The sequence below is a fragment of the Sporosarcina sp. ANT_H38 genome (assembly GCF_008369195.1).
GTDB lineage: Bacteria > Bacillota > Bacilli > Bacillales_A > Planococcaceae > Sporosarcina.
On sequence record NZ_VOBC01000001.1, the window covers coordinates 297,048 to 316,150 of the forward strand.

General features: G+C 38.3%; 20 protein-coding genes and 1 pseudogene. 16 read left to right on the forward strand and 5 right to left on the reverse strand.

What is annotated here, in order from left to right; all coding sequences use genetic code 11:
* Window positions 1-68 precede the first annotated feature (68 nt).
* The 4 genes from FQ087_RS01550 (at window position 69) to FQ087_RS01565 (ending at window position 2,244) form a co-directional block, all read left to right on the forward strand.
* Entirely contained in the window at window positions 69-797 is a 729-nt protein-coding gene (locus tag FQ087_RS01550; protein ID WP_149578806.1) for an AAA family ATPase, read from the forward strand.
* A 57-nt stretch (window positions 798-854) separates the two neighbouring features.
* Window positions 855-1,337 (forward strand): PaaI family thioesterase, encoded by a 483-nt coding sequence (locus FQ087_RS01555; protein ID WP_149578807.1) that lies wholly within the window; start codon window positions 855-857, stop codon window positions 1,335-1,337.
* A 145-nt stretch (window positions 1,338-1,482) separates the two neighbouring features.
* On the forward strand, window positions 1,483-1,908 hold the full coding sequence (locus tag FQ087_RS01560) for an SRPBCC family protein (protein ID WP_149578808.1): 426 nt from the start codon (window positions 1,483-1,485) through the stop codon (window positions 1,906-1,908).
* Window positions 1,909-2,244 carry an ArsR/SmtB family transcription factor gene (locus FQ087_RS01565; RefSeq protein ID WP_149578809.1) on the forward strand — a complete coding sequence of 112 codons (336 nt, stop codon included), beginning with the start codon at window positions 1,909-1,911 and terminating at the stop codon, window positions 2,242-2,244.
* 90 nt (window positions 2,245-2,334) lie between these two features.
* On the opposite strand, the gene FQ087_RS01570 is transcribed toward FQ087_RS01565, so the two are convergent.
* Window positions 2,335-3,612, reverse strand: coding sequence for an erythromycin esterase family protein (locus tag FQ087_RS01570; protein WP_149578810.1), 1,278 nt, complete (start codon window positions 3,610-3,612; stop codon window positions 2,335-2,337).
* Between the two features lie 154 nt (window positions 3,613-3,766).
* Here FQ087_RS01570 and FQ087_RS01575 point away from each other — a divergent pair, with 154 nt between their 5' ends.
* The 6 genes from FQ087_RS01575 (at window position 3,767) to FQ087_RS01600 (ending at window position 8,275) form a co-directional block, all read left to right on the forward strand.
* A complete protein-coding gene (locus FQ087_RS01575; protein ID WP_188006607.1) occupies window positions 3,767-4,000 on the forward strand; it encodes a hypothetical protein in 234 nt (77 codons plus the stop codon).
* Window positions 4,001-4,017: 17 nt separating this feature from the next.
* A complete protein-coding gene (locus tag FQ087_RS01580) occupies window positions 4,018-4,407 on the forward strand; it encodes a DnaJ family domain-containing protein (protein ID WP_255452113.1) in 390 nt (129 codons plus the stop codon).
* 24 nt (window positions 4,408-4,431) lie between these two features.
* Entirely contained in the window at window positions 4,432-5,691 is a 1,260-nt protein-coding gene (gene nagZ / locus FQ087_RS01585; RefSeq protein WP_149578811.1) for a beta-N-acetylhexosaminidase, read from the forward strand.
* A 63-nt stretch (window positions 5,692-5,754) separates the two neighbouring features.
* A complete protein-coding gene (locus FQ087_RS01590; RefSeq protein ID WP_149578812.1) occupies window positions 5,755-6,060 on the forward strand; it encodes a DUF4870 domain-containing protein in 306 nt (101 codons plus the stop codon).
* 316 nt (window positions 6,061-6,376) lie between these two features.
* A complete protein-coding gene (locus FQ087_RS01595) occupies window positions 6,377-6,904 on the forward strand; it encodes a GNAT family N-acetyltransferase (protein ID WP_149578813.1) in 528 nt (175 codons plus the stop codon).
* 492 nt (window positions 6,905-7,396) lie between these two features.
* The gene (locus FQ087_RS01600; RefSeq protein WP_149578814.1) at window positions 7,397-8,275 is read left to right on the forward strand and encodes a DMT family transporter; all 879 of its coding nucleotides are present in this window, start codon (window positions 7,397-7,399) and stop codon (window positions 8,273-8,275) included.
* Between the two features lie 469 nt (window positions 8,276-8,744).
* Here the strand turns inward: FQ087_RS01600 and FQ087_RS01605 are convergent, their stop codons facing one another.
* Complete coding sequence (locus tag FQ087_RS01605) at window positions 8,745-9,116, reverse strand: winged helix-turn-helix transcriptional regulator (protein WP_149578815.1); 372 nt, start codon at window positions 9,114-9,116, stop codon at window positions 8,745-8,747.
* Between the two features lie 366 nt (window positions 9,117-9,482).
* Here FQ087_RS01605 and FQ087_RS01610 point away from each other — a divergent pair, with 366 nt between their 5' ends.
* From FQ087_RS01610 to fabF, 4 genes are all read left to right on the forward strand, one after another.
* Window positions 9,483-10,682, forward strand: coding sequence for an MFS transporter (locus tag FQ087_RS01610; protein WP_149578816.1), 1,200 nt, complete (start codon window positions 9,483-9,485; stop codon window positions 10,680-10,682).
* A gap of 66 nt (window positions 10,683-10,748) precedes the next feature.
* Window positions 10,749-11,588 (forward strand): aldo/keto reductase, encoded by an 840-nt coding sequence (locus FQ087_RS01615; RefSeq protein ID WP_149578817.1) that lies wholly within the window; start codon window positions 10,749-10,751, stop codon window positions 11,586-11,588.
* 110 nt (window positions 11,589-11,698) lie between these two features.
* Window positions 11,699-12,280, forward strand: a complete 582-nt coding sequence (locus FQ087_RS01620; protein ID WP_149578818.1) for a TetR/AcrR family transcriptional regulator — start codon at window positions 11,699-11,701, stop codon at window positions 12,278-12,280.
* Between the two features lie 29 nt (window positions 12,281-12,309).
* Window positions 12,310-13,545 (forward strand): beta-ketoacyl-ACP synthase II, encoded by a 1,236-nt coding sequence (gene fabF, locus FQ087_RS01625; RefSeq protein ID WP_149578819.1) that lies wholly within the window; start codon window positions 12,310-12,312, stop codon window positions 13,543-13,545.
* An 83-nt stretch (window positions 13,546-13,628) separates the two neighbouring features.
* Here fabF and FQ087_RS01630 read toward each other — a convergent pair whose 3' ends face one another.
* On the reverse strand, window positions 13,629-15,479 hold the full coding sequence (locus FQ087_RS01630) for an LTA synthase family protein (protein ID WP_149578820.1): 1,851 nt from the start codon (window positions 15,477-15,479) through the stop codon (window positions 13,629-13,631).
* A 97-nt stretch (window positions 15,480-15,576) separates the two neighbouring features.
* Between FQ087_RS01630 and FQ087_RS01635 the strand changes: the two are divergent.
* Window positions 15,577-15,702 (forward strand): annotated as a pseudogene (locus FQ087_RS01635) (stage II sporulation protein P); the annotation flags it as partial.
* Between the two features lie 480 nt (window positions 15,703-16,182).
* Here FQ087_RS01635 and FQ087_RS01640 read toward each other — a convergent pair.
* The gene (locus tag FQ087_RS01640) at window positions 16,183-16,611 is read right to left on the reverse strand and encodes a MarR family winged helix-turn-helix transcriptional regulator (RefSeq protein WP_149578821.1); all 429 of its coding nucleotides are present in this window, start codon (window positions 16,609-16,611) and stop codon (window positions 16,183-16,185) included.
* A 120-nt stretch (window positions 16,612-16,731) separates the two neighbouring features.
* Here FQ087_RS01640 and FQ087_RS01645 point away from each other — a divergent pair, with 120 nt between their 5' ends.
* Window positions 16,732-17,319: an NAD(P)H-dependent oxidoreductase gene (locus FQ087_RS01645; protein ID WP_149578822.1), complete on the forward strand. Its 588-nt coding sequence runs from the start codon at window positions 16,732-16,734 to the stop codon at window positions 17,317-17,319.
* A 118-nt stretch (window positions 17,320-17,437) separates the two neighbouring features.
* Here FQ087_RS01645 and FQ087_RS01650 read toward each other — a convergent pair whose 3' ends face one another.
* Complete coding sequence (locus tag FQ087_RS01650) at window positions 17,438-19,036, reverse strand: catalase (protein ID WP_149578823.1); 1,599 nt, start codon at window positions 19,034-19,036, stop codon at window positions 17,438-17,440.
* Between the last annotated feature and the right edge of the window lie 67 nt (window positions 19,037-19,103).

Here is a 19,103-nt window from a genome sequence, read left to right on the forward strand (position 1 = left end):
TCATGCTTGTACCTTAGTAATCTATGCAATGTCATACAGAAAAATTTCTAGAAAGGGGATATTATCAAATGTTTTTGAAAAAAATAACGCTTCTTCATAAAGAGACGCTATCAGAGAAGGAGTATCCATTTTCTATACCTTCAATTCAATCGTTAACGGAATTGGATCTAACAAATAGTGTTACCTTTTTTGTTGGAGAAAACGGTTCAGGGAAATCGACGTTGCTTGAGGGGATTGCGGATTTATGTGGGTTTAATGCGGCAGGTGGAGGTAGGAACAATACGTATGAAGTGGATGCTTCTGAAAGTGCATTAAGTGAGTATCTACGTTTGTCGTGGATGCCAAAAGTGACAAACGGATTTTTTTTACGGGCGGAATCTTTTTATCATTTTGCCTCACACGTTGATGAAATGGCGAAAGAACCCTATGGCTCCTATCGTGATTACGGAGGGAAATCATTACATCATCAGTCACATGGGGAATCATTTCTGTCATTATTTTTAAATCGCTTCAATGGAAAAGCGATTTACTTACTCGATGAGCCGGAAGCCGCATTATCACCGCAAAGGCAGCTGGCCTTTCTTCGTATCATGCATGATCTTGTCCGGGAAGAAAATTGTCAGTTCATCATTGCAACACATTCGCCCATAATTTTAGGTTATCCCGATGCAACAATCTTAAGTTTTGATGATGGGGAAATAAAGGAAACTGAATATGAAATGACTGAGCACTATCAAATCACAAAATATTTCCTAGATCATCGAGAAAAGTTTCTGAAAGATATTTTAGAGGATTAATGATTTGTCGGAATGTTATAATGATTAAGTAGGAATGTGGAATGGGGGATGACTGGGATGAAAAAAGAAATAGTACGTGCAATTCAAGATGATTATCCGGGTGATTTTGCTTGGTGTTTCGGTTGTGGTCGCTTAAATGAAGATGGTTACCATTTCCGAACAGGGTGGCAAGGGGAAGAGACGGTAACGTATTATGAACCGTCACCAAAACATATTGCGATTCCAGGATTTGTCTATGGTGGGTTGATTGCATCGTTTGTTGATTGTCATGGGACGGGTTCTGCTGCACTTGCGCTGCATCGAAAAAACGGGCACGAGCCAGGCAGTGGTGAAGAACCACCACGTTTCGTCACAGCGTCGTTGAACGTGAATTATATGAAACCAACTAAGCAGGGTGCTTTGTTAAAAGCTGTTGGACAAGTGGAAGAAATTCATCCGAAGAAATTTAAGGTGTCTGTCGAAGTATTTGCGGATGACACAGTTGTTGCAACAGGGGAAGTTGTTGCGGTTGTCATGCCAGCAACATTTGCGAACAAATAATGGGTTATGTAAATATGAAAAGCTGATTGCCACGCGCAGTCGGCTTTTTTAATGAACTCAAAAAACAATAGACATGAAACCATTTGGTTGCATATAATTATATATGTAACCAAATGGTTTCACTTAAAATTCGGGAGGTCTTTATATGTCAATTAATGAAAATGAACGTTTCGCCGAAGTGAAAAAATATATAAGCATTAACGCTCCAATCGGAAAAGTTTGGGGATATGTCGCTACAGCTGAAGGAATTGGTGCTTGGTTTATGCCGAATGATATGCAACCAATCGAAGGAAAAGAGTTTATCCTACAAGCAGGACCGTGGGGCAATTCGGTGTGTAAGGTGACGGAAGTGAATCCACCAAATCGCTTATCTTTTGAGTGGGGAGAGGAATGGCTGATCACGTTTGAGTTGAAAGAAAAAGAAGGTCAGACCGAATTAACACTGATTCACGCGGGATGGAAAGAAGAAAGTCAAACGGAGTTTGGTGAATCACATGCATTGGTGCGTTCACGAATGTCTGGCGGATGGGATGGGCTCATACAGAAATTGAAACATGTAGTTGAAAGCTAAATGACTGAGGAGTACCAACAGTACGACGTTTTTCAAGCAATCGCTGATCCGACTCGACGCCGATTGCTTGAACTGCTCGCAGGTAAAGAATTATCAATTTCAATAATGAGTAGCCATTTTACAATGAGTAGAACTGCTGTAACGAAGCATCTGCTTGTTTTAGAATCAGCTGGACTAGTTGTTGCACGAAAAGTGGGGCGTGAAAAGTTATATTGTTTGGAAGCCGAGCCGCTACAAAAATTGCAAACATGGCTTACCTTCTGTGAACAGTTTTGGGATAACAAACTTTCAATACTTAAACATGTGGCTGAAAATGCTCAAAACGAAGATAAATAATATTGAATTCAGCAACTCTACTACTAAAAGAGAGAAGAAAAGCGTGATTAGTTCATTAATCGCGCTTTTCTTTTGCTTGCTATTACAACCTCATATGTCAGTTACCGTTACTCCTACCATCAGTGGTTCCAGCGCTTTTGTTTGATCAATAAATATAAAAGCATCATATCGGTTTCCGATTTGCGAAGGTACATAATTACCAAATTGCTCATAATCAGGGTTGTAGACGACCCCAATTGCTCTATGGCCAATCCAACCTGAGAAATATTTACGATTTTCTTCATTGAAAATAAATAGTTTATCGAAAGCGCCTGACTTGTGTAATAAATCTTCCCATGAATGTTGACGGGCGGGAGGAATTTCTATTCTCTCGAATGGCACTCCCCATTTTTCAGCCGCGATTACGGTGACTCGATGTGTACCGAATCCTACTGCATAGACATCTTCTTTTTTAAATTGTTCACGAAGTAGTTGACCGACGTTGAACATTCCGTCCTCCTGCATTGTTGTTGCACGGGCATCTCCAATATGTGTATTATGTTCCCAAACGATGATCTTCGCATTTTCTCCATAATGATTCATCACTTCATTAATCGCTTCAACCATATGTTCATCACGAATATTCCAGGACAATGCATTGTCTTGAAGCATGGCACGGTAATATTCTTCTGCGTTTTTAGTGACGAGTGCATTCACTTTTAAATTTAACATGGTTTCCTGATCGTCTTCATAGTGTTTATTATGCGACCGAATAGACGATAATAAATCACTCACTTCGTCAATGCACACTTGTGAAAAATGTGCTGTGGAAATTGCATAATGTTCCGGCATACCGTTGAAAGGTTCAAAGCAGGAAAATGCTTTTTTAGCGAGTTCAAGATCGGCACCTGTGGGATTGGATTCTGTTAAGTAACGTATAATTTCCTCCATTGATTCCCAAAGACTATACATATCAATTCCGTAAAACCCGACTTTTTGAGCGAGAATCCTTGAGTCGTTATGCATTTTCAACCAGTCGATAAACTCTGCAATCTCTTCATTTGCCCACATCCATGTTGGCCATCTGCTGAAAGCTTTCAATACATCTTTGGCATGATCTTTACTATCACTATATCCTTTTATGTAGCGATTAACCTGTTGAGAGGACGGCCAATCACCTTCGACTGCGATGGCTGAAAATCCTTTCTGCTCAATTAGCATTTTGGACAGCTTAGCCCTGGTTGTGTAAAATTCCGATGTCCCATGGCTTGCTTCTCCTAATAAAACAATTTTTGCATCACCTATGGCTTCGATTATAGTTGAAAGATCTTCATCAGATTGAAAAGGGAGTGCATAATTGTTTACGGCTTCCTCAAGTGTGAACTTCAATTGGATAACCCCATTTCCTGCAACGTATTATGAAAGTATACCCAACTATTCGTTTTGTACCCGGAGAAAATCGAACAAAATTATTCGAAAATGTATGACAGATAATTACAATAATGTACAATTGAACTAACAAGGTTAAGAAGGGGTGATAATAATGTTGACTGCCGTACTGATAGTTGCAATTGTCATGAGTGTGCCGATTACTGCGATTATTACAGATCATAATCGTAGAGTAGTGAAAATCAAAGGGGAATTTATGCGCGATGAAATCGAACTGGAGAAATTGAAACAGCAAAACTTCATCATGGAAACTGAAAAGATGAAAATCGAATTGGAACAAATGAAGTTGGATTATACATCTGGGAAAAATGAAATAATGAAAATATAAAGGAGGACTGGACAAATTTGGGTGATGAAAAATTAAAACCACCATACAACGATCTAATCGGCGATATTTTAAAAGAATATACCAAAAAAGGTGGCATGGATAATTTGGCGGGCCAAGGGAAACCATTATCACAAGAGTATTTTTCGGGTGATACCTTCCAGCATTTTCAGCGGATTGCTAAAGATGCAGGTTATAAACCTCATTGGCTAAAGTTACAGCACGAAATTCGTGATGAAGTAATCGCAATTGCAGCTATTCACAAAACCTATAGTGCAACAGATTTGGAATTGCAGATAGAAAAGGTGAACGAAAAAATATTCGAATACAATAAATCATGTCCACCGCCTATGCAGAAAGGATCGGTGTCGCTCGCGAATATTGAAGCTGCGATTGATCGGTGGAAATGAAGTAATAAGAAAAGGAGAGTGACAGTGAATCGCAATTATCCGTTCATTTTTCTCATCTCTTGTTACATGTTATTGATGTCGGGATGTTTTCAATTAACACAAAAAGGTGATATCAAAGAGGGAAGGGAAATAATACCATCTACGTTTGAACCTCCTGAAAAAATGGAAGTAGTCGAGTCTTCGGAAGTTGTAATATCACCGATAGATGAAATGATTGACCAAATGACACTAGAAGAAAAGGTTGGACAGTTACTAGTAATTGGTGTGGAGGGTACATCATTTACTGGTAAGATGGATAAGCTCATCCGTAATTATCATGTTGGTGGCGTCATTATGATGGGGAATAATATATCGACATCGCCCGAATTAATGCAACTTATGAATGAAATTAAAAATGCAAATAAGTCTAATAAAAACCCATTATTTCTTTCTGTCGATGAAGAAGGAGGGCGTGTTTCTAGACTGCCAGGCGGTATCCCTAGACTACCAACAAGTGCGGAAATCGGTAAACTTAATGATGAATCAGTGAGTTATCGTGCTGGAGCCTACTTAGCTGAGGTGCTTAATGAATTTGGATATAATATGAATTTCGCACCTGTATTGGATGTTAACAGTAATCCAAGAAATCCAGTTATCGGGGATCGCTCAATTGGGTCGGATCCTTATCAAGTCGCTAAGCTAGGTACCTCGACGATGCATGGAATGATGGACAACGGCATAATTCCTGTCATTAAACATTTCCCAGGACACGGCGATACTGTTGTTGATTCACATAAGGCGTTGCCAAAAGTAGAAACAACTTTGGAAGCACTTCGAAGCGTAGAGCTAGTTCCATTTCAAAAGGCAATTGAAGAAGGTGCTGATGCAGTAATGGTCGCTCATATTTTATTCCCGGCACTCGATCCTGATTATCCATCCTCAATGTCTAAAGCTATTATCACGGGACTACTTCGCAACCAAATGCAATTTGAAGGTGTTATTATAACGGATGACCTGACGATGGGGGCAATCGCAAATGACTATACAATCCCTGAAGCCGCTGTTCAGTCCTTCATCGCGGGAAGCGATTTGCTACTTGTAGTTCGCAATTATGATGAGCAAATTAATACTTTCAATGCGCTCATAAAGGCTATTGAAACAGGAGAAATCACAGAAGAGCGGCTTAATGAGAGTGTAAAGCGAATTTTAGTGCTTAAAGAGAAGTATAGTATATCAAATGAGGTACGTGAAAAAATCGATGTGGATAAAATTAATGAAATGTACGACAAGCTCCCGCTGAAATAAATGAATCTTCCTTGCCTTTCATCCGTATAATAAGATACTAGAAAAAGCCAGGGGGTTTATTATATGGAGAATAAAGGATTAAAAGTGTTAGTTCATGCCAGTGCTTTCTTCATGCCGTTTTTGGTACCGTTCATCATTTATCTAGTTATTGATGATTTAGAGGTCAAAAGGATGGCGATACAAGCAGTCTTATTCCAATTGGTAATGAGTGCACTAATTTTTGTTTCTGCGCTTCTAATCATTGTACTTGTAGGGATTCCGATGCTAATTGGATTCGGTTTAATGTGGATCATTGTTCCGATTATAGCAATTGTCAAAGCACTAAAAGACGAAAAGTACAATTATCCGATTGTTGGTAGATGGATTTAATAAAGTTATCAATAAAATAGAGGCGCGTTTCGTAGTTATATTATACGGGATGCGCCCTTTTTTATTCATATTGATGTTTTGGTTTGTATGATGAAGTGAGCAAAAGATAAGTAAAGTAGAGATAAACACCCGGACTGTCTTACTATCGATTTCAAATATGTACCAGCATTAGAAGAGTCTAGCTGATCGATGTTCACTTCTCATAAAGCTCGGATGATATCAAAGTCATTGCGATTAATGTATTTATTTTTTGGAACATTGTTACATCAAGGTTTTTTTGGGTGGAATCCTGTAGAATGTATTTGGGAACGAAAGGATGAACGTTTTGAACAATATAAGAGTTGAACAGGAATATGATTTTCAAGCAATCAAGGAAGTGAATGACCTAGCATTCGGCCAAGAAGGCGAATCAAATCTGATCGATAAAATTAGGACATCCGCTGCTTTCATATCGGACCTTTCCTTAGTAGTTGAAACGGAAGATAAAGAAATAGTTGGTCATATACTTTTCAGTACAATTGTTATTGAAACTGCGGAAGGTTCTGTACAGTCCTTAGCACTTGCACCGATGGCTGTCAGACCGGGTTATCAAAATGAAGGAATAGGTTCTTCGCTTGTCAAAGAAGGGTTAAAACGTTCTAAGGAGCTTGGGTATCTTTCTGTAATTGTGTTAGGACATAGCGCATACTATCCACGATTTGGTTTCATCACTGCAAGTGAAAAAGATATCAAGTCTCCATTTGAAGTGCCAGACGAAGCATTCATGGTTATTGAACTTCAAAAGGGTGCACTAGATGGTGTACAGGGGACAGTCAGCTATCCTGAAGCCTTTTCAGGGGTATAAAAAACGATATTCTTTTTTCCTTTTTTTAAGCTGAACTGATTTTTGTATTAGTTTAGTGAAAGAGGGGGAGAATTTGAACTGGATAAAAATATCGTTTTATACTGAGTATTACTGCTGTATACCATAGTTTTAATGAAAAATAACACGTCTATTGATTAACCAGTAAATAACTTGAACACCCCCTGGTCGCTGCTTGTATAGTTGCGCTTTTGGATTGCTTTGGATTGAATGACTTCTATTACGATTAGTGAGGTGTAGGGATGCGACTTTTCGCATCCCTACACTTTTTTTTGGTAATCGTATGATTGTCCTTCATCCGTCGCGCTCCAAATGCTTAAGTACACAGTGTGCTGAAGCTTATTGGGACGAAAGAATAGCTAGTTTCTTCCTATAATTTATTTCGATTTGCATTCCATACTTCGACCATAGCTGAAATGTTTAGAAGTTATAATAGACACAGATAGCTCAATATAATATGTAGGGAGATAAAAAATGAATTCTTTCAAATTTACATTGTTAATAGTCTTAACAACATTTTTAATGGGTTCTTCTTTTGCTGTAGGTAAAATAGGTTTGTCTTATTCATCCCCGTTGTTATTAGCCGGATTACGCTTCACTCTTGCTGGATTCATAATGGCAGTGATCGTTATCGCTTTAAAAAGACCGCACCCAACATCTAAAGGAAACTGGATAAAGATACTTATTATTGGTACTTTCCAAACAGCCGGTGTAATGGGGTGTATTTTCTTGAGTTTACGAACAATTACAGCTAGTGAAACCTCAATTCTTACATTCACTAACCCGTTACTTGTTGTTGTATTCGGCACTATTTTTTTACAAACACGCTATAAATTTTATCAATGGATTGGTGTTCTTTTAGGGTTAGTAGGGGTAAGCATTGCGGTGGGTGCGCAAATTGAATTAAAGATTGGCATTCTTTTTGGCATTCTTTCTGCTGTTTTTTGGGCAATTTCAACTTTATTAGTTAAAAAATGGGGATTACTTTTCAATACGTGGGTTCTATCCGCTTATCAGATGCTTTTTGGTGGATTACTACTTTTACTTGGAAGCTTTATTCTCGAAAAACCATACTTCATTTTGAACAGTAATTCAATGTTCATTTTACTATGGTTAAGTATTATGTCTTCTATTGTTCAATTTGCCGTTTGGTATTATCTTTTACAAAAGGGTGATCCAGGAAAAACGAGTGCCTATTTATTTTTGGCACCTTTCTTCGGTGTTTTATCGGGCTGGTTACTATTAGGGGAGACGTTATACCCATCAATCATAGTTGGTGGCTTGTTTATTATTATTGGTATCTATCTTGTAAATAGAAATTTTTATCAGAAAAAGAACCTTATAAATAAATGAATAGTTTATGATAAGCGTACAAGCGCTTATATGGAATCGTTGCCTGTCGCGTTCCTTGCTTACTTTTAGCAAAGATTATGCATCTAATCCTGTGATGCCCTATAGAAATTAACACATCTTTAAAATAGATTAGAAAAAACCATAGAGAAAGTATCAGCCGCCAAAATTGCATCTTTGGCGGCTTTTCTCCAGGTAAGAAGCAAGCTATTCTTTCGTCCCAATAAGCTTCAGCACTCTGTGTACTTATGCATTTGGAGCGCGACGGATGAAGGACAACGATCTGATTACCGAAAAAATCTGTAGGGATGCGACAAAGTCGCATCCCTACAGATCCATCCATCTCGGTAATCGTACTAGAAGTCATTCAATCCAAAGCAATCCAAAAGCACAACAATACAAGTGTCGGCGAGGGGATGATCAAGTTATTTACAGGTTACCTTTGGTTAATCAACAGACGTGTTATTAATTATTACTTTAATTTATCGTTTAAAATACTATCCTCTAGAACGGAAAACTTATCTCCATATACTTTCATAATATGTACGTTCCCCCATGCACATAGCGAATCTAATATTCCCTCTAAACTTAAACCGTAATCACTTAATTCATACTCTACTTTCGGTGGAACCTGGTTGTAGGTAATTCGGTTAATAACGCCATCTGCTTCTAGTTCACGTAATTGTTGCGTGAGCATTTTTTGTGTGATGTTAGGCATAAGACGCTTCAATTCACTTGTTCTTTTTTTACCATGTGTCAGATGACATAGAATGACACATTTCCATTTTCCACCGATCACTTCTAATGTCGCTTCGACCGATATATTATACTTCTTTTTTTCCATGCTAATCCTCCTCATATACAGGTACTAGAAAGTACCTATAGTACTTTTTAGTATCTATCGTACTTTAAAGTGCGTACTTTTCTTTTTGGACCCTGGGACTCATACTAACATTTGCGAGTGAATTGCACGAGGTATTTAAAAGATAAGCTAAGTATAAGCTTTTCAACTTGGGTCGCTGTTTAGGCTTCAGGCACCAGCCCCTCGAATTGCTTTAGTCTTGCTGAAAAGGTGTCTTTAAGACTTTCAGTAGGGAAGGATTAAACTCCATCCCTCTCTACTTGTCGGGGCTAAACGGTGCCTTGCGCTTTTCTTATTTTACTCTTTGTAAATTCAATCATACAACATGGGAAAAGAAGGGATGAAAAAATGACTTTAGATAAAAAGAGAAGCATGTTTGCACTGCTTGCATTAGCTGTCAGTGCATTCGCTATCGGAACAACAGAATTTATAAGTGTAGGGTTGTTGCCTTTGATCTCACAAGATTTAGACATATCAATAACAACGGCAGGACTAACCGTTTCCTTGTACGCTTTGGGTGTCATGATAGGAGCCCCAATTTTAACATCGCTCACTTCAAGAATGCCAAGGAAATCATTACTACTTTGGATAATGGTAGTTTTTATTATAGGGAACGGAATTGCAGCGTGTGCAACAAGTGTTAGCATCTTACTTATGGCCCGTGTCATTTCCGCATTTGCACATGGTGTATTCATGTCGATTGGATCGACGATTGCTGCTGATTTAGTTCCGGAGAATCGGAGAGCAAGCGCGATTTCAATCATGTTTACAGGACTCACAGTTGCTACGATTACAGGCGTTCCATTTGGTACGTTTATTGGACAACAATTTGGTTGGCGCTTTGCCTTTGTGGCAATCGTAGTAATAGGGATTATAGGGTTTATCGCGAACAGTTTACTTGTTCCATCTGATTTACGGCAAAGCACTCCGACAACGATTCGAGACCAAATTAAGCTCGTAACAAATAGTCGGATATTGTTAGTATTAGCTATTACAGCACTAGGATATGGAGGAACATTTGTCGTATTTACGTACTTATCTCCATTGCTTCAGACGATAACAGGATTTAAACAAGGTACGATTGTGATAATCTTGCTTGTTTACGGTATTGCGATTGCAATTGGCAATATGATTGGCGGGAAGCTGTCAAATAAAAATCCGATTGGTTCGTTGTTCTATATGTTTATTGCTCAAGCGATTGTGCTTTTAATATTAACATTTACGGCACCATTCAAAATCGTGGGTCTGGTAACAATTCTTTTCATGGGCTTATTGGCATTTATGAACGTTTCGGGACTTCAAGTGTATGTCGTCATATTAGCCGAGCGCTTCGTTCCAAGTGCAGTAGACGTTGCTTCCGCTATGAACATAGCTGCATTTAATGCTGGAATTGCGATGGGTGCGTATATAGGTGGAGTAGTGAATGATTCAATTGGGCTCATTCACACGGCTTGGATTGGAGGTACAATGGTACTGATTGCAGCCATTTTAACGGGAGTCAGTCGGTCGCTGGAAAGAAAAGATCAGCAAAGAATTAGACTATCCTAAAGGGGGTGGTTGGAACTGGTAACCGGCAATACAACTTTAATTTATAAAATAGGAGGAAATTAACTAATGAAAAACTTACAATCGACAACAACGTTGCATAACGGTACGAAAATGCCTTGGCTAGGACTCGGGGTATTTAAAGTTGAAGAGGGTCAAGAATTAATAAATGCGGTAAAAACTGCGATAACACATGGCTATCGTAGTGTCGATACAGCTGCGATTTACGGCAATGAAGTTGGCGTAGGACAAGGTGTTCGTGAGGCGATTGAAGAAACAGGTATTGCGAGAGAAGATTTATTTATCACGTCAAAAGTTTGGAATTCAGAGTTGGGCTACGCATCAACAATTGCAGCTTATGAAGAGAGCTTAACAAAACTAGGTTTAGACTATTTGGACTTATACCTTATTCACTGGCCAGTAGCAGGTAAATATAAAGAGGCATGGAGAGCACTAGAAACACTTTATAAAGAAGGACGGGTTAAAGCGATTGGCGTAAGTAATTTCCAAATTCATCATCTTGAAGAATTGATGAAGGATACGGAGATTAAACCAATGGTGAACCAAGTGGAGTACCATCCACGTTTGACACAAAAAGAACTGCAAGTATTTTGCCAGCAGCAGGACATTCAGTTGGAAGCATGGTCTCCGCTCATGCAAGGCCAATTGCTGGATAATACAGACCTTCAAGAAATTGCAGATAAATATGGTAAATCAGTTGCCCAAGTTATTTTACGTTGGGATTTACAAAATGGCGTTATCACAATTCCGAAATCAACGAAAGAGCATCGCATAGCTGAAAATGCAAGCGTGTTTGACTTTGAATTAACGGCAAATGATATGAAACGCATCGATAGTTTGAATCAGAATCACCGAGTGGGTCCAGACCCTGATAATTTTGATTTTTAAATAAACCTAGACCCTATCTTAACCTGGATAGGGTCTTTTCGTATAGAAATGTATGATGGTAAGAACTAGGATCAATTGACACTTACCTATTAGTAAGTTAGTATTGAGACATGGAAAATAGAAAATCACAAATCATTGAGTTAGCACTTAAAAATATTCGAGAAAAGGGCTATTTGTCCTTTAGTTACGACGATTTAGCTAAGGAACTTGGTGTAACGAAAGCAAGTATTCATTATCACTTCATGAGAAAAGAGGATTTAGGTCTAGCTGTTTGTACAAAGTTAAAAGAAGGACTAGAAAAATCCTATTTGAATATTGAACAAGCCCAAATAAAAATAGAAGATAAACCATGGGAGTTTATGTCAAGAAGAGCTAAACAGATAGGCAACAATGAAGTGTGCCCATTATCTTCTTTACAAGCAGATTTTAATTTTTTACCTGAAGCTATGCAAGTAGGGGTACAGCAATTGAGTCAAATGGAAATAGATTATCTGGAAAAACTTCTTGAAGACATAAAGCAAGAAGGAAAACTCAAAATAACACAAGATACAGGAGCATTAGCTGGTCTTTTAATATCGAGTATTAAAGGCGCGCTGCAATATAGACGTGTAGTAGGAGAAGACTTGTATTCAATTGTTTTCGATCAATTAAAACTACTTGTACATGGAAATAATGAAATTAGACATAAGTGAAAACACGACAAATTTAGCGGAGGTATTATATGAAACGTCGAGTAGTTGTTACGGGATATGGAGTCGTATCGCCATTAGGAAATGATGTGGATACGCTTTGGAATCATATTAAAGAAGGTAAATCTGGGATTGGAAAAGTTGAGGCAGATGAATTCAAAGAAATTAACACGCAGATTGCTGGACGTATCAAGGACTTTCCATCGGAAGATTACTTCGATAAAAAAGAATTAGGGAAATATGATTTGTTCGTGCAGTACGCTTATGCAGCGGCAAAACAAGCATTAGATCAATCAGCACTAAATTCAGACACCGTGAATAAGGAACGAATAGGGGTTTATGTGGGATCTGGGATTGGTGGAATCGATACGGTACTCGAAAATCATAAACATTTATTGGAAAGAGGCGCTAGAAAGGTCTCTCCATTTATGGCACCAATGATGATTAGCAATATGGCGGCAGGAATTATAGCTATTAAATTTGGTTTTAAAGGTCCGAGCTTTTCGCCGGTTTCTGCCTGTGCAACAGGTAACCACGCAATAGGTGAAGCATACTTGAATATTTTACATGGTTATTCCGATGCTATTGTAACGGGAGGAGCAGAAGCTTCAATAAATCCCTTATCTTTTGCTGGTTTCTCAAGAATGAGAGCAATGTCCACTTTAAATGATTCACCTCAAAAGGCGAGTCGTCCTTTTGATCGTGAGCGTGATGGATTTGTTATGTCTGAAGGTGCAGGGATTTTAGTGCTTGAAGAATATGAACATGCTAAAAAACGGGGGGCAACTATCTTGGGCGAAATCGTCGGTTACGGCTCAACAACGGATGCCCATCATATTACATCCCCTGATTTTGATGGAGCAGCAAGAGCGATGAAGTTAGCTTTAGAAATGGCAAGAATTAAACCTAGTGAAGTTGACTATATTAATGCGCATGGAACAAGCACACCAGAGGGAGATAAATCAGAAACGAAGGCTATAAAGGCTACTTTTGGGGCCCATGCCTATCAACTAAAGGTAAGCTCAACGAAATCGATGACTGGACACCTTTTCGGAGCTGCGGGTGGAATCGAAGCGATTATAACGCTTAAAAGTATACTGGAAGATATTGCTCCAGCTACTATCAATTACGAACATCCAGATGAAGAATGCGATTTGAATTACGTTCCAAACGAAGCCATGAAAATGGAAATTAACTATGCGATATCCAATGGCTTCGGTTTTGGTGGACATAATGCAGTACTTGCTTTTAAAAAATTCAATGGATAACTAGCTATTCGTGAGGCATAAGACTAAAATATCAATAAAATAAAGTGGGCTATCTTCAGTTGAAGATAGCCCACTTTATTTTATTAGCGATTGCTGTATGATTTTAAAATTTGATCAGACTGTTGCATGATTTGTAAGGCATTGTCGATGGATTGTTGTGTTTTATTCGTCCGGGATTTCTCTTTCATTGTTTCTGAGTTGTAGAGGATTGCAGGTAATTTAGCACTTGGTGCGACATACAACGAGTTATCGTTTATGAACGAGCTGCCTGGTAAATGGTAACGCATGCCGAGCAAATTATGTTCATATTGAAACAAATTGTGACCTATCATCTGTGCGTCATGCTCAATACTGAGTAAGTTCAGCAGTGTGGGCATCAAATCGATTTGCCCGCCTAAGTGGCTAATTGTTTCCCCATTGAAAAGTCCGCCACCCGAAAAAATGACTGGTACGATAAAACGATCTTTCAAATTGTAGGGATGACCGAGTAAATCTAAAAGAATAGCCTCGTCGTCTTTAGTAACAGGAGCCCCATGAACACCCGAATGATCCCCGTATAGTAGGATCAAGGAATTATCGTAGATGCCTTCCTTTTTTAACGTTTCAATGAATACGCCAATTTGTTCATCTGTATAGCGGACTGATTGAAGATAATTGCCGACATATGTGTTTTCGTAACTGTCCGGTAATCTAAGGTATTGAAGGTGTTCAGGCATTTCAAATGGTGTATGGCTTGTCAGTGTAACGATGTTTGAGTATATTTTTTTATGTTTTTTTAATTGTACGGGCAGTTGTTTAGACGCAAAATCGAACAGTACTTCATCCGCGGGACCAAATCCTATTTCTTGTTCAGCCGGAATTTCAATATCAGTATAAACGTAGTCAAAACCGAGTGCAGGATATAGTTTTTCACGGCTCCAATAGGTAATTTCATCGGCATGATAAGTTGCTGTACCATAACCATTCCTTTGCAAAGTTCGAGGTAAAGAAGGGACTGGCTCTCCATTAATTACATTGACAGTCGGATCCATACCTTCGGGGTAGATGGACGTATGCATAAGCCACTCGGCGTCAGAAGTATTGCCGGCACCGATTTGCTGGAACACGTTATCGAAATATGTACTATCCTTCAATAAGGCATTTAAATTTGGTGTGATTTCTTGGTTATTCACTTTTCTATTAATCACAAAGCCTTGCAGTGACTCTACTTGAATGACAAATACGTGTCGATCCTTAGCGATGCCGTACGACTCATGCTTATTTGCAGGAACGTAATCATTCCCTTTCAATTTCTCAACATCTTTCTCAGACAAATTAACATCAGACGCAAGTGCGATTCCGAAGCTACGGGTGAAAACTTGCACTGCTTGCGACTGCAAATAGCCATTCTCTTTTGCGAAATAAGAAACATCAATAAGAGGTTGCCTAAAGGCAAGTAGTGTTGTAATGAGGCCGATACTTCCAAATATGAGCGCCAAGCGTCGATTTACTTTAACTGAGGACCTACTATTTTTTGAATTGAAATAACGAACTATTGGAATGAAGAGTACAAGGTCTAGGAAAAACAAAAAATCATACGGAGTGCTTAAAAGGCCGATTGTTCCTCCTACTGAATTCGATTGATACAGTTGCTGTAAATCATAATAGGATGGAATTGTTGAAAAGTAACGTGTGTAGTAAATAATTGCGATAAATAATATGGATAATATCGAATTGAATACGAAGATGCCGGTCCACATGTGTTTTTTTACGAAGAGAACGATGAGGGAAAGTAAGAATGCCCATAGTGGAAACTCAATGAGAGCAATATGAAAAACAGATTTATTATGAAAAACGACGATACGAAATGCGATGATTTTCATGAAGAGTAATACTAAAATTATGGTAGTTGGATGAGTTAGAATAGGCTTTACTTTATTGATAAATATTTTCATATTGAGCACCTCCAAATTGAACTGTCTATTAGTATAGTGTAACAAAAATATATAAAAGGGAGTAATAGTTAAGGACGGTTAGGCACAAAATACTTACAATCAGGATCTCAGTGATGAGTCAGTATTAAAGAGTATAGGTGGATTAAGTAATACACTAGAAGAAGAATATAGAACAGCAGATATTTTAGTTATAATCATTAAAGAAATAATTGAAACGAACTAATCTGTCACTTTTACACGGAGGATTCATGATATATTCGGGAATTCACCAAGTGGTAATGTGGAAAATTCATCTTGTATACTTAACAAAAACGATTCACCAATTTTATACAAGGTGAATCGTTTTTGTTTTATCTAAATATATTTTTTGTTAATCGTGGTATATGAAATACTGATTTAATTTAACTGTAATCCAAACTAATTTTCCTTTAAATCATCAAAGCAAGGGTGCGTATAATCAATCACATTAGTATCTATAGACCGTAACAATATGGGGGATTTATATAAATTCTCAAATCATTGAAAAACTGCTCCACTAAATTATATTTCTTGCGTTACTTGTGTCCAAATCCAAACTGGTTAGGTTCATAGGCATCCACAACGTTGATTTTCTACTCTATTCTTTTAACCAAGTGTTCTAAAATCATCATCTTTTATTTTTCTCCCATTACCTCTGAGAGAATTAAACCGTAGTTCATGTCTTTTAATAGTATAGTTTTGTTTGGAGAATATCTAATGCGTGGTTAATAGCCTCTAAATCTTCATCAGAAGCATTTTGTATTCGATTTAGAAAACGAAACTCTACGGACGCAAAAGACTCGTTCATCATGGTTTCTCCATTCTCTGAGAGGCGAATATATTGTTTGCGTCGATCTTCGGTATCACTTGATTTTTGGATTAGATTTTTTTCACTTAATTTTTTCAGTTCACGGCTCGTGTTCGGCATAGATATATGCTGACAATCACTGATTTCACTTGGGGTAACTGGCTGACTAACGGCTATATACTCAAGAATATTATATTGAACTGGTGTAATGGAATCTGATTTTGTGTTTTTTGTTAATTCGTGTGTCACACGATGAACAGAAGTTGTAAAGGACACACATTTATAAAAAAGAGCTTTTTTGTCCATTGTTCTCACCTCTTACTCACAAGATAACAAAAAAGTTGTCGCAACACAATTATCATTTGACAACTAAAATGAGAGAATGCTATTATTTACTTATCATATGATAAGTAAAAGGGGTGCGTTATGAAAACACTAGTTATATACACATATCCTAATCACAAAAGTTTGAATTATGAATTTCTACAAAAAGTCATCAAAGGAAGTAATGAAAATCCTAATATAAAGGAGTTACAGGTTTTAGATTTATATGAAGAAAAGTTTGACCCACTCCTAGTGTTTAATGAACATAAAAGAAGACGTGATATGTATCGTGATTCTCGCATTGAAAAATATAGAACACAAATTACTTGGGCTGATAAAATTGTCTTTGTCTATCCAATCTGGTGGGGAAGACCACCAGCTATGCTTATGGGATACATTGATCAATTATTTGCTGCAAACTTTGCCTATAGGGATAAGAAGGGACTATTACCAGAAGGACTTTTGAAAGGGAAGTCAGTCGTATGCGTGTCGACTATGAAAGGGCCAACAAAATATCCACTACTCTGGTTGAATAATGCCCATAAAATATTGATGAAAAGAGCCTTGTTTAGTTTTGTAGGGATAAAAAAAGTGAAGTTTTTTGAATTTGGTAATATGGAAAGTTCGAATGGAAAACAAACAAAAAAATTAGAGAAAGTTTATCTTTACTTCAAAAGAGTAAATCATTAAGAAACGCGTTTCGATACTATTTAAATGTAAGCATACGAAAAGCAAAGCTTACTAATTCAAGTTCAGTAAAGTAAAACAACTCACTCAACGGGATTTAACCATTGAGTGAGTTGTTTTATTAATATGGATCGGCGTCATGGCCTTTTTTCACGGCTTTTTCAGGTGCTTTGTCACCATCTCTATTCCCGAGTGGTTTTTGACTTGAGCCTGTTTTGGAAGCTTGTGCCAAGCCTTCACGTAAACGGCGCCCGTATTCTTCATCGGCTTCTTCAGCAAGTGCCATCATTTTGTCTTGAATACGCTGATCACAATTCGAAAGGTCAGAAACTAAGTTTGAAATCAAGTCAGCTCTTTCCCATTCTTCAAAATTGCGATAAGTCTCTCCGGCTTGTTTTGTATTGCTTTGTCGGTCAATCGACTCCCGTACTAGGTTCCCTTTAATATAAGGTGTATATTCTATTCCATCTTGTACTGCCTCTTTTAATCCGCCCAAAATTGACGGCTCATAATTTATATGCGGGTTCTGACCAGGAGCCCGATCAAGTTTGTACTGCATTTGTCCACCACTCTGATTCGTTGCGACACGTTTTTTCGGAGAATTGATGGGTAGCTGCAAATAGTTGGCACCAACGCGATGACGCTGCGTATCGGAGTAGGAGAAAGTGCGTCCTTGAAGCATCTTATCATCAGAGAAATCAAGACCATCGACAAGGACACCTGTACCGAATGCAACTTGTTCTACTTCAGTAAAGTAATCTTCTGGGTTTTTGTTTAAGATCATTTTGCCCACAGGCAACCAAGGAAACTGATCTTCGGGCCATAATTTTGTATCATCAAGAGGATCGAAATCGAGTTCCGGATGTTCATCGTCGCTCATTATTTGGACGATCAACTCCCATTCAGGATAATCCCCATCCTTGATCGCATCATGTAAATCTTGTGTAGCATGATTGAAACTTGTCCCTTGAATTTCACTTGCTTGTTGTTGGGTCAAGTTTTTAATGCCTTGTTTCGGTTCCCAATGATACTTGACAAGTACTGCTACGCCATCTTGGTTCACCCATTTATACGTATTGACTCCAGAGCCTTGCATCATTCGGTAGTTGGCGGGAATACCCCAAGGTGAATATACGAACGTCACCATATGGAATGATTCAGGAGAGCTGGCGCAAAAGTCAAAAAAGCGTTCGCCATCTTGAATATTCGTAATCGGGTCTGGTTTAAAAGCATGAATCATATCAGGGAACTTAATAGCATCACGGATAAAGAATATTTTTAAATTATTTCCGACGAGATCCCAGTTACCGTCCTCTGTATAAAACTTTACAGCAAACCCACGGGGATCACGAAGTGTTTCAGGTGAATGTCCACCATGAATAACGGATGAAAAGCGGACGAAAACAGGCGTCTGTTTCCCTTTTTCCTGAAATAGCTTGGCGCGTGTATACTTGGAAACCGGTTCGTCACCGGCTGTTCCATAAGCTTCGAAATAGCCGTGCGCACCAGCTCCACGTGCGTGGACAACGCGTTCAGGAACCCGTTCTCTGTCAAAGTGACTGATTTTTTCTAGGAAATCATAGTTTTCCAAAACAGCAGGGCCTCGATTACCGACAGTCCTTAAATTCTGGTTGTTTGTAACAGGATGTCCCTGTCTATTCGTCAATGTGTCTTCTTGCTCTTCATTCAACTTGTTGTTATTGGATGGACCTTCTGACAAATGATAGCCTCCTCTTTGATGTGGTGCTTCATTTTAATAAGCGAATCTCATCCATACTCTGCTCAAT

What these genes read in the sequence shown, in the direction of transcription:
- FQ087_RS01550 (WP_149578806.1), top strand. Translation starts at nt 69, where the DNA reads ATGTTTTTGAAAAAAATAACGCTTCTTCATAAAGAGACGCTATCAGAG.
- FQ087_RS01555 (WP_149578807.1), top strand. Translation starts at nt 855, where the DNA reads ATGAAAAAAGAAATAGTACGTGCAATTCAAGATGATTATCCGGGTGAT.
- FQ087_RS01560 (WP_149578808.1), top strand. Translation starts at nt 1,483, where the DNA reads ATGTCAATTAATGAAAATGAACGTTTCGCCGAAGTGAAAAAATATATA.
- FQ087_RS01565 (WP_149578809.1), top strand. Translation starts at nt 1,909, where the DNA reads ATGACTGAGGAGTACCAACAGTACGACGTTTTTCAAGCAATCGCTGAT.
- FQ087_RS01575 (WP_188006607.1), top strand. Translation starts at nt 3,767, where the DNA reads ATGTTGACTGCCGTACTGATAGTTGCAATTGTCATGAGTGTGCCGATT.
- FQ087_RS01590 (WP_149578812.1), top strand. Translation starts at nt 5,755, where the DNA reads ATGGAGAATAAAGGATTAAAAGTGTTAGTTCATGCCAGTGCTTTCTTC.
- FQ087_RS01595 (WP_149578813.1), top strand. Translation starts at nt 6,377, where the DNA reads ATGAACGTTTTGAACAATATAAGAGTTGAACAGGAATATGATTTTCAA.
- FQ087_RS01600 (WP_149578814.1), top strand. Translation starts at nt 7,397, where the DNA reads ATGAATTCTTTCAAATTTACATTGTTAATAGTCTTAACAACATTTTTA.
- FQ087_RS01605 (WP_149578815.1), bottom strand. Translation starts at nt 9,116, where the DNA reads ATGGAAAAAAAGAAGTATAATATATCGGTCGAAGCGACATTAGAAGTG.
- FQ087_RS01610 (WP_149578816.1), top strand. Translation starts at nt 9,483, where the DNA reads ATGACTTTAGATAAAAAGAGAAGCATGTTTGCACTGCTTGCATTAGCT.
- FQ087_RS01615 (WP_149578817.1), top strand. Translation starts at nt 10,749, where the DNA reads ATGAAAAACTTACAATCGACAACAACGTTGCATAACGGTACGAAAATG.
- FQ087_RS01620 (WP_149578818.1), top strand. Translation starts at nt 11,699, where the DNA reads ATGGAAAATAGAAAATCACAAATCATTGAGTTAGCACTTAAAAATATT.
- fabF (WP_149578819.1), top strand. Translation starts at nt 12,310, where the DNA reads ATGAAACGTCGAGTAGTTGTTACGGGATATGGAGTCGTATCGCCATTA.
- FQ087_RS01630 (WP_149578820.1), bottom strand. Translation starts at nt 15,479, where the DNA reads ATGAAAATATTTATCAATAAAGTAAAGCCTATTCTAACTCATCCAACT.
- FQ087_RS01640 (WP_149578821.1), bottom strand. Translation starts at nt 16,611, where the DNA reads ATGGACAAAAAAGCTCTTTTTTATAAATGTGTGTCCTTTACAACTTCT.
- FQ087_RS01645 (WP_149578822.1), top strand. Translation starts at nt 16,732, where the DNA reads ATGAAAACACTAGTTATATACACATATCCTAATCACAAAAGTTTGAAT.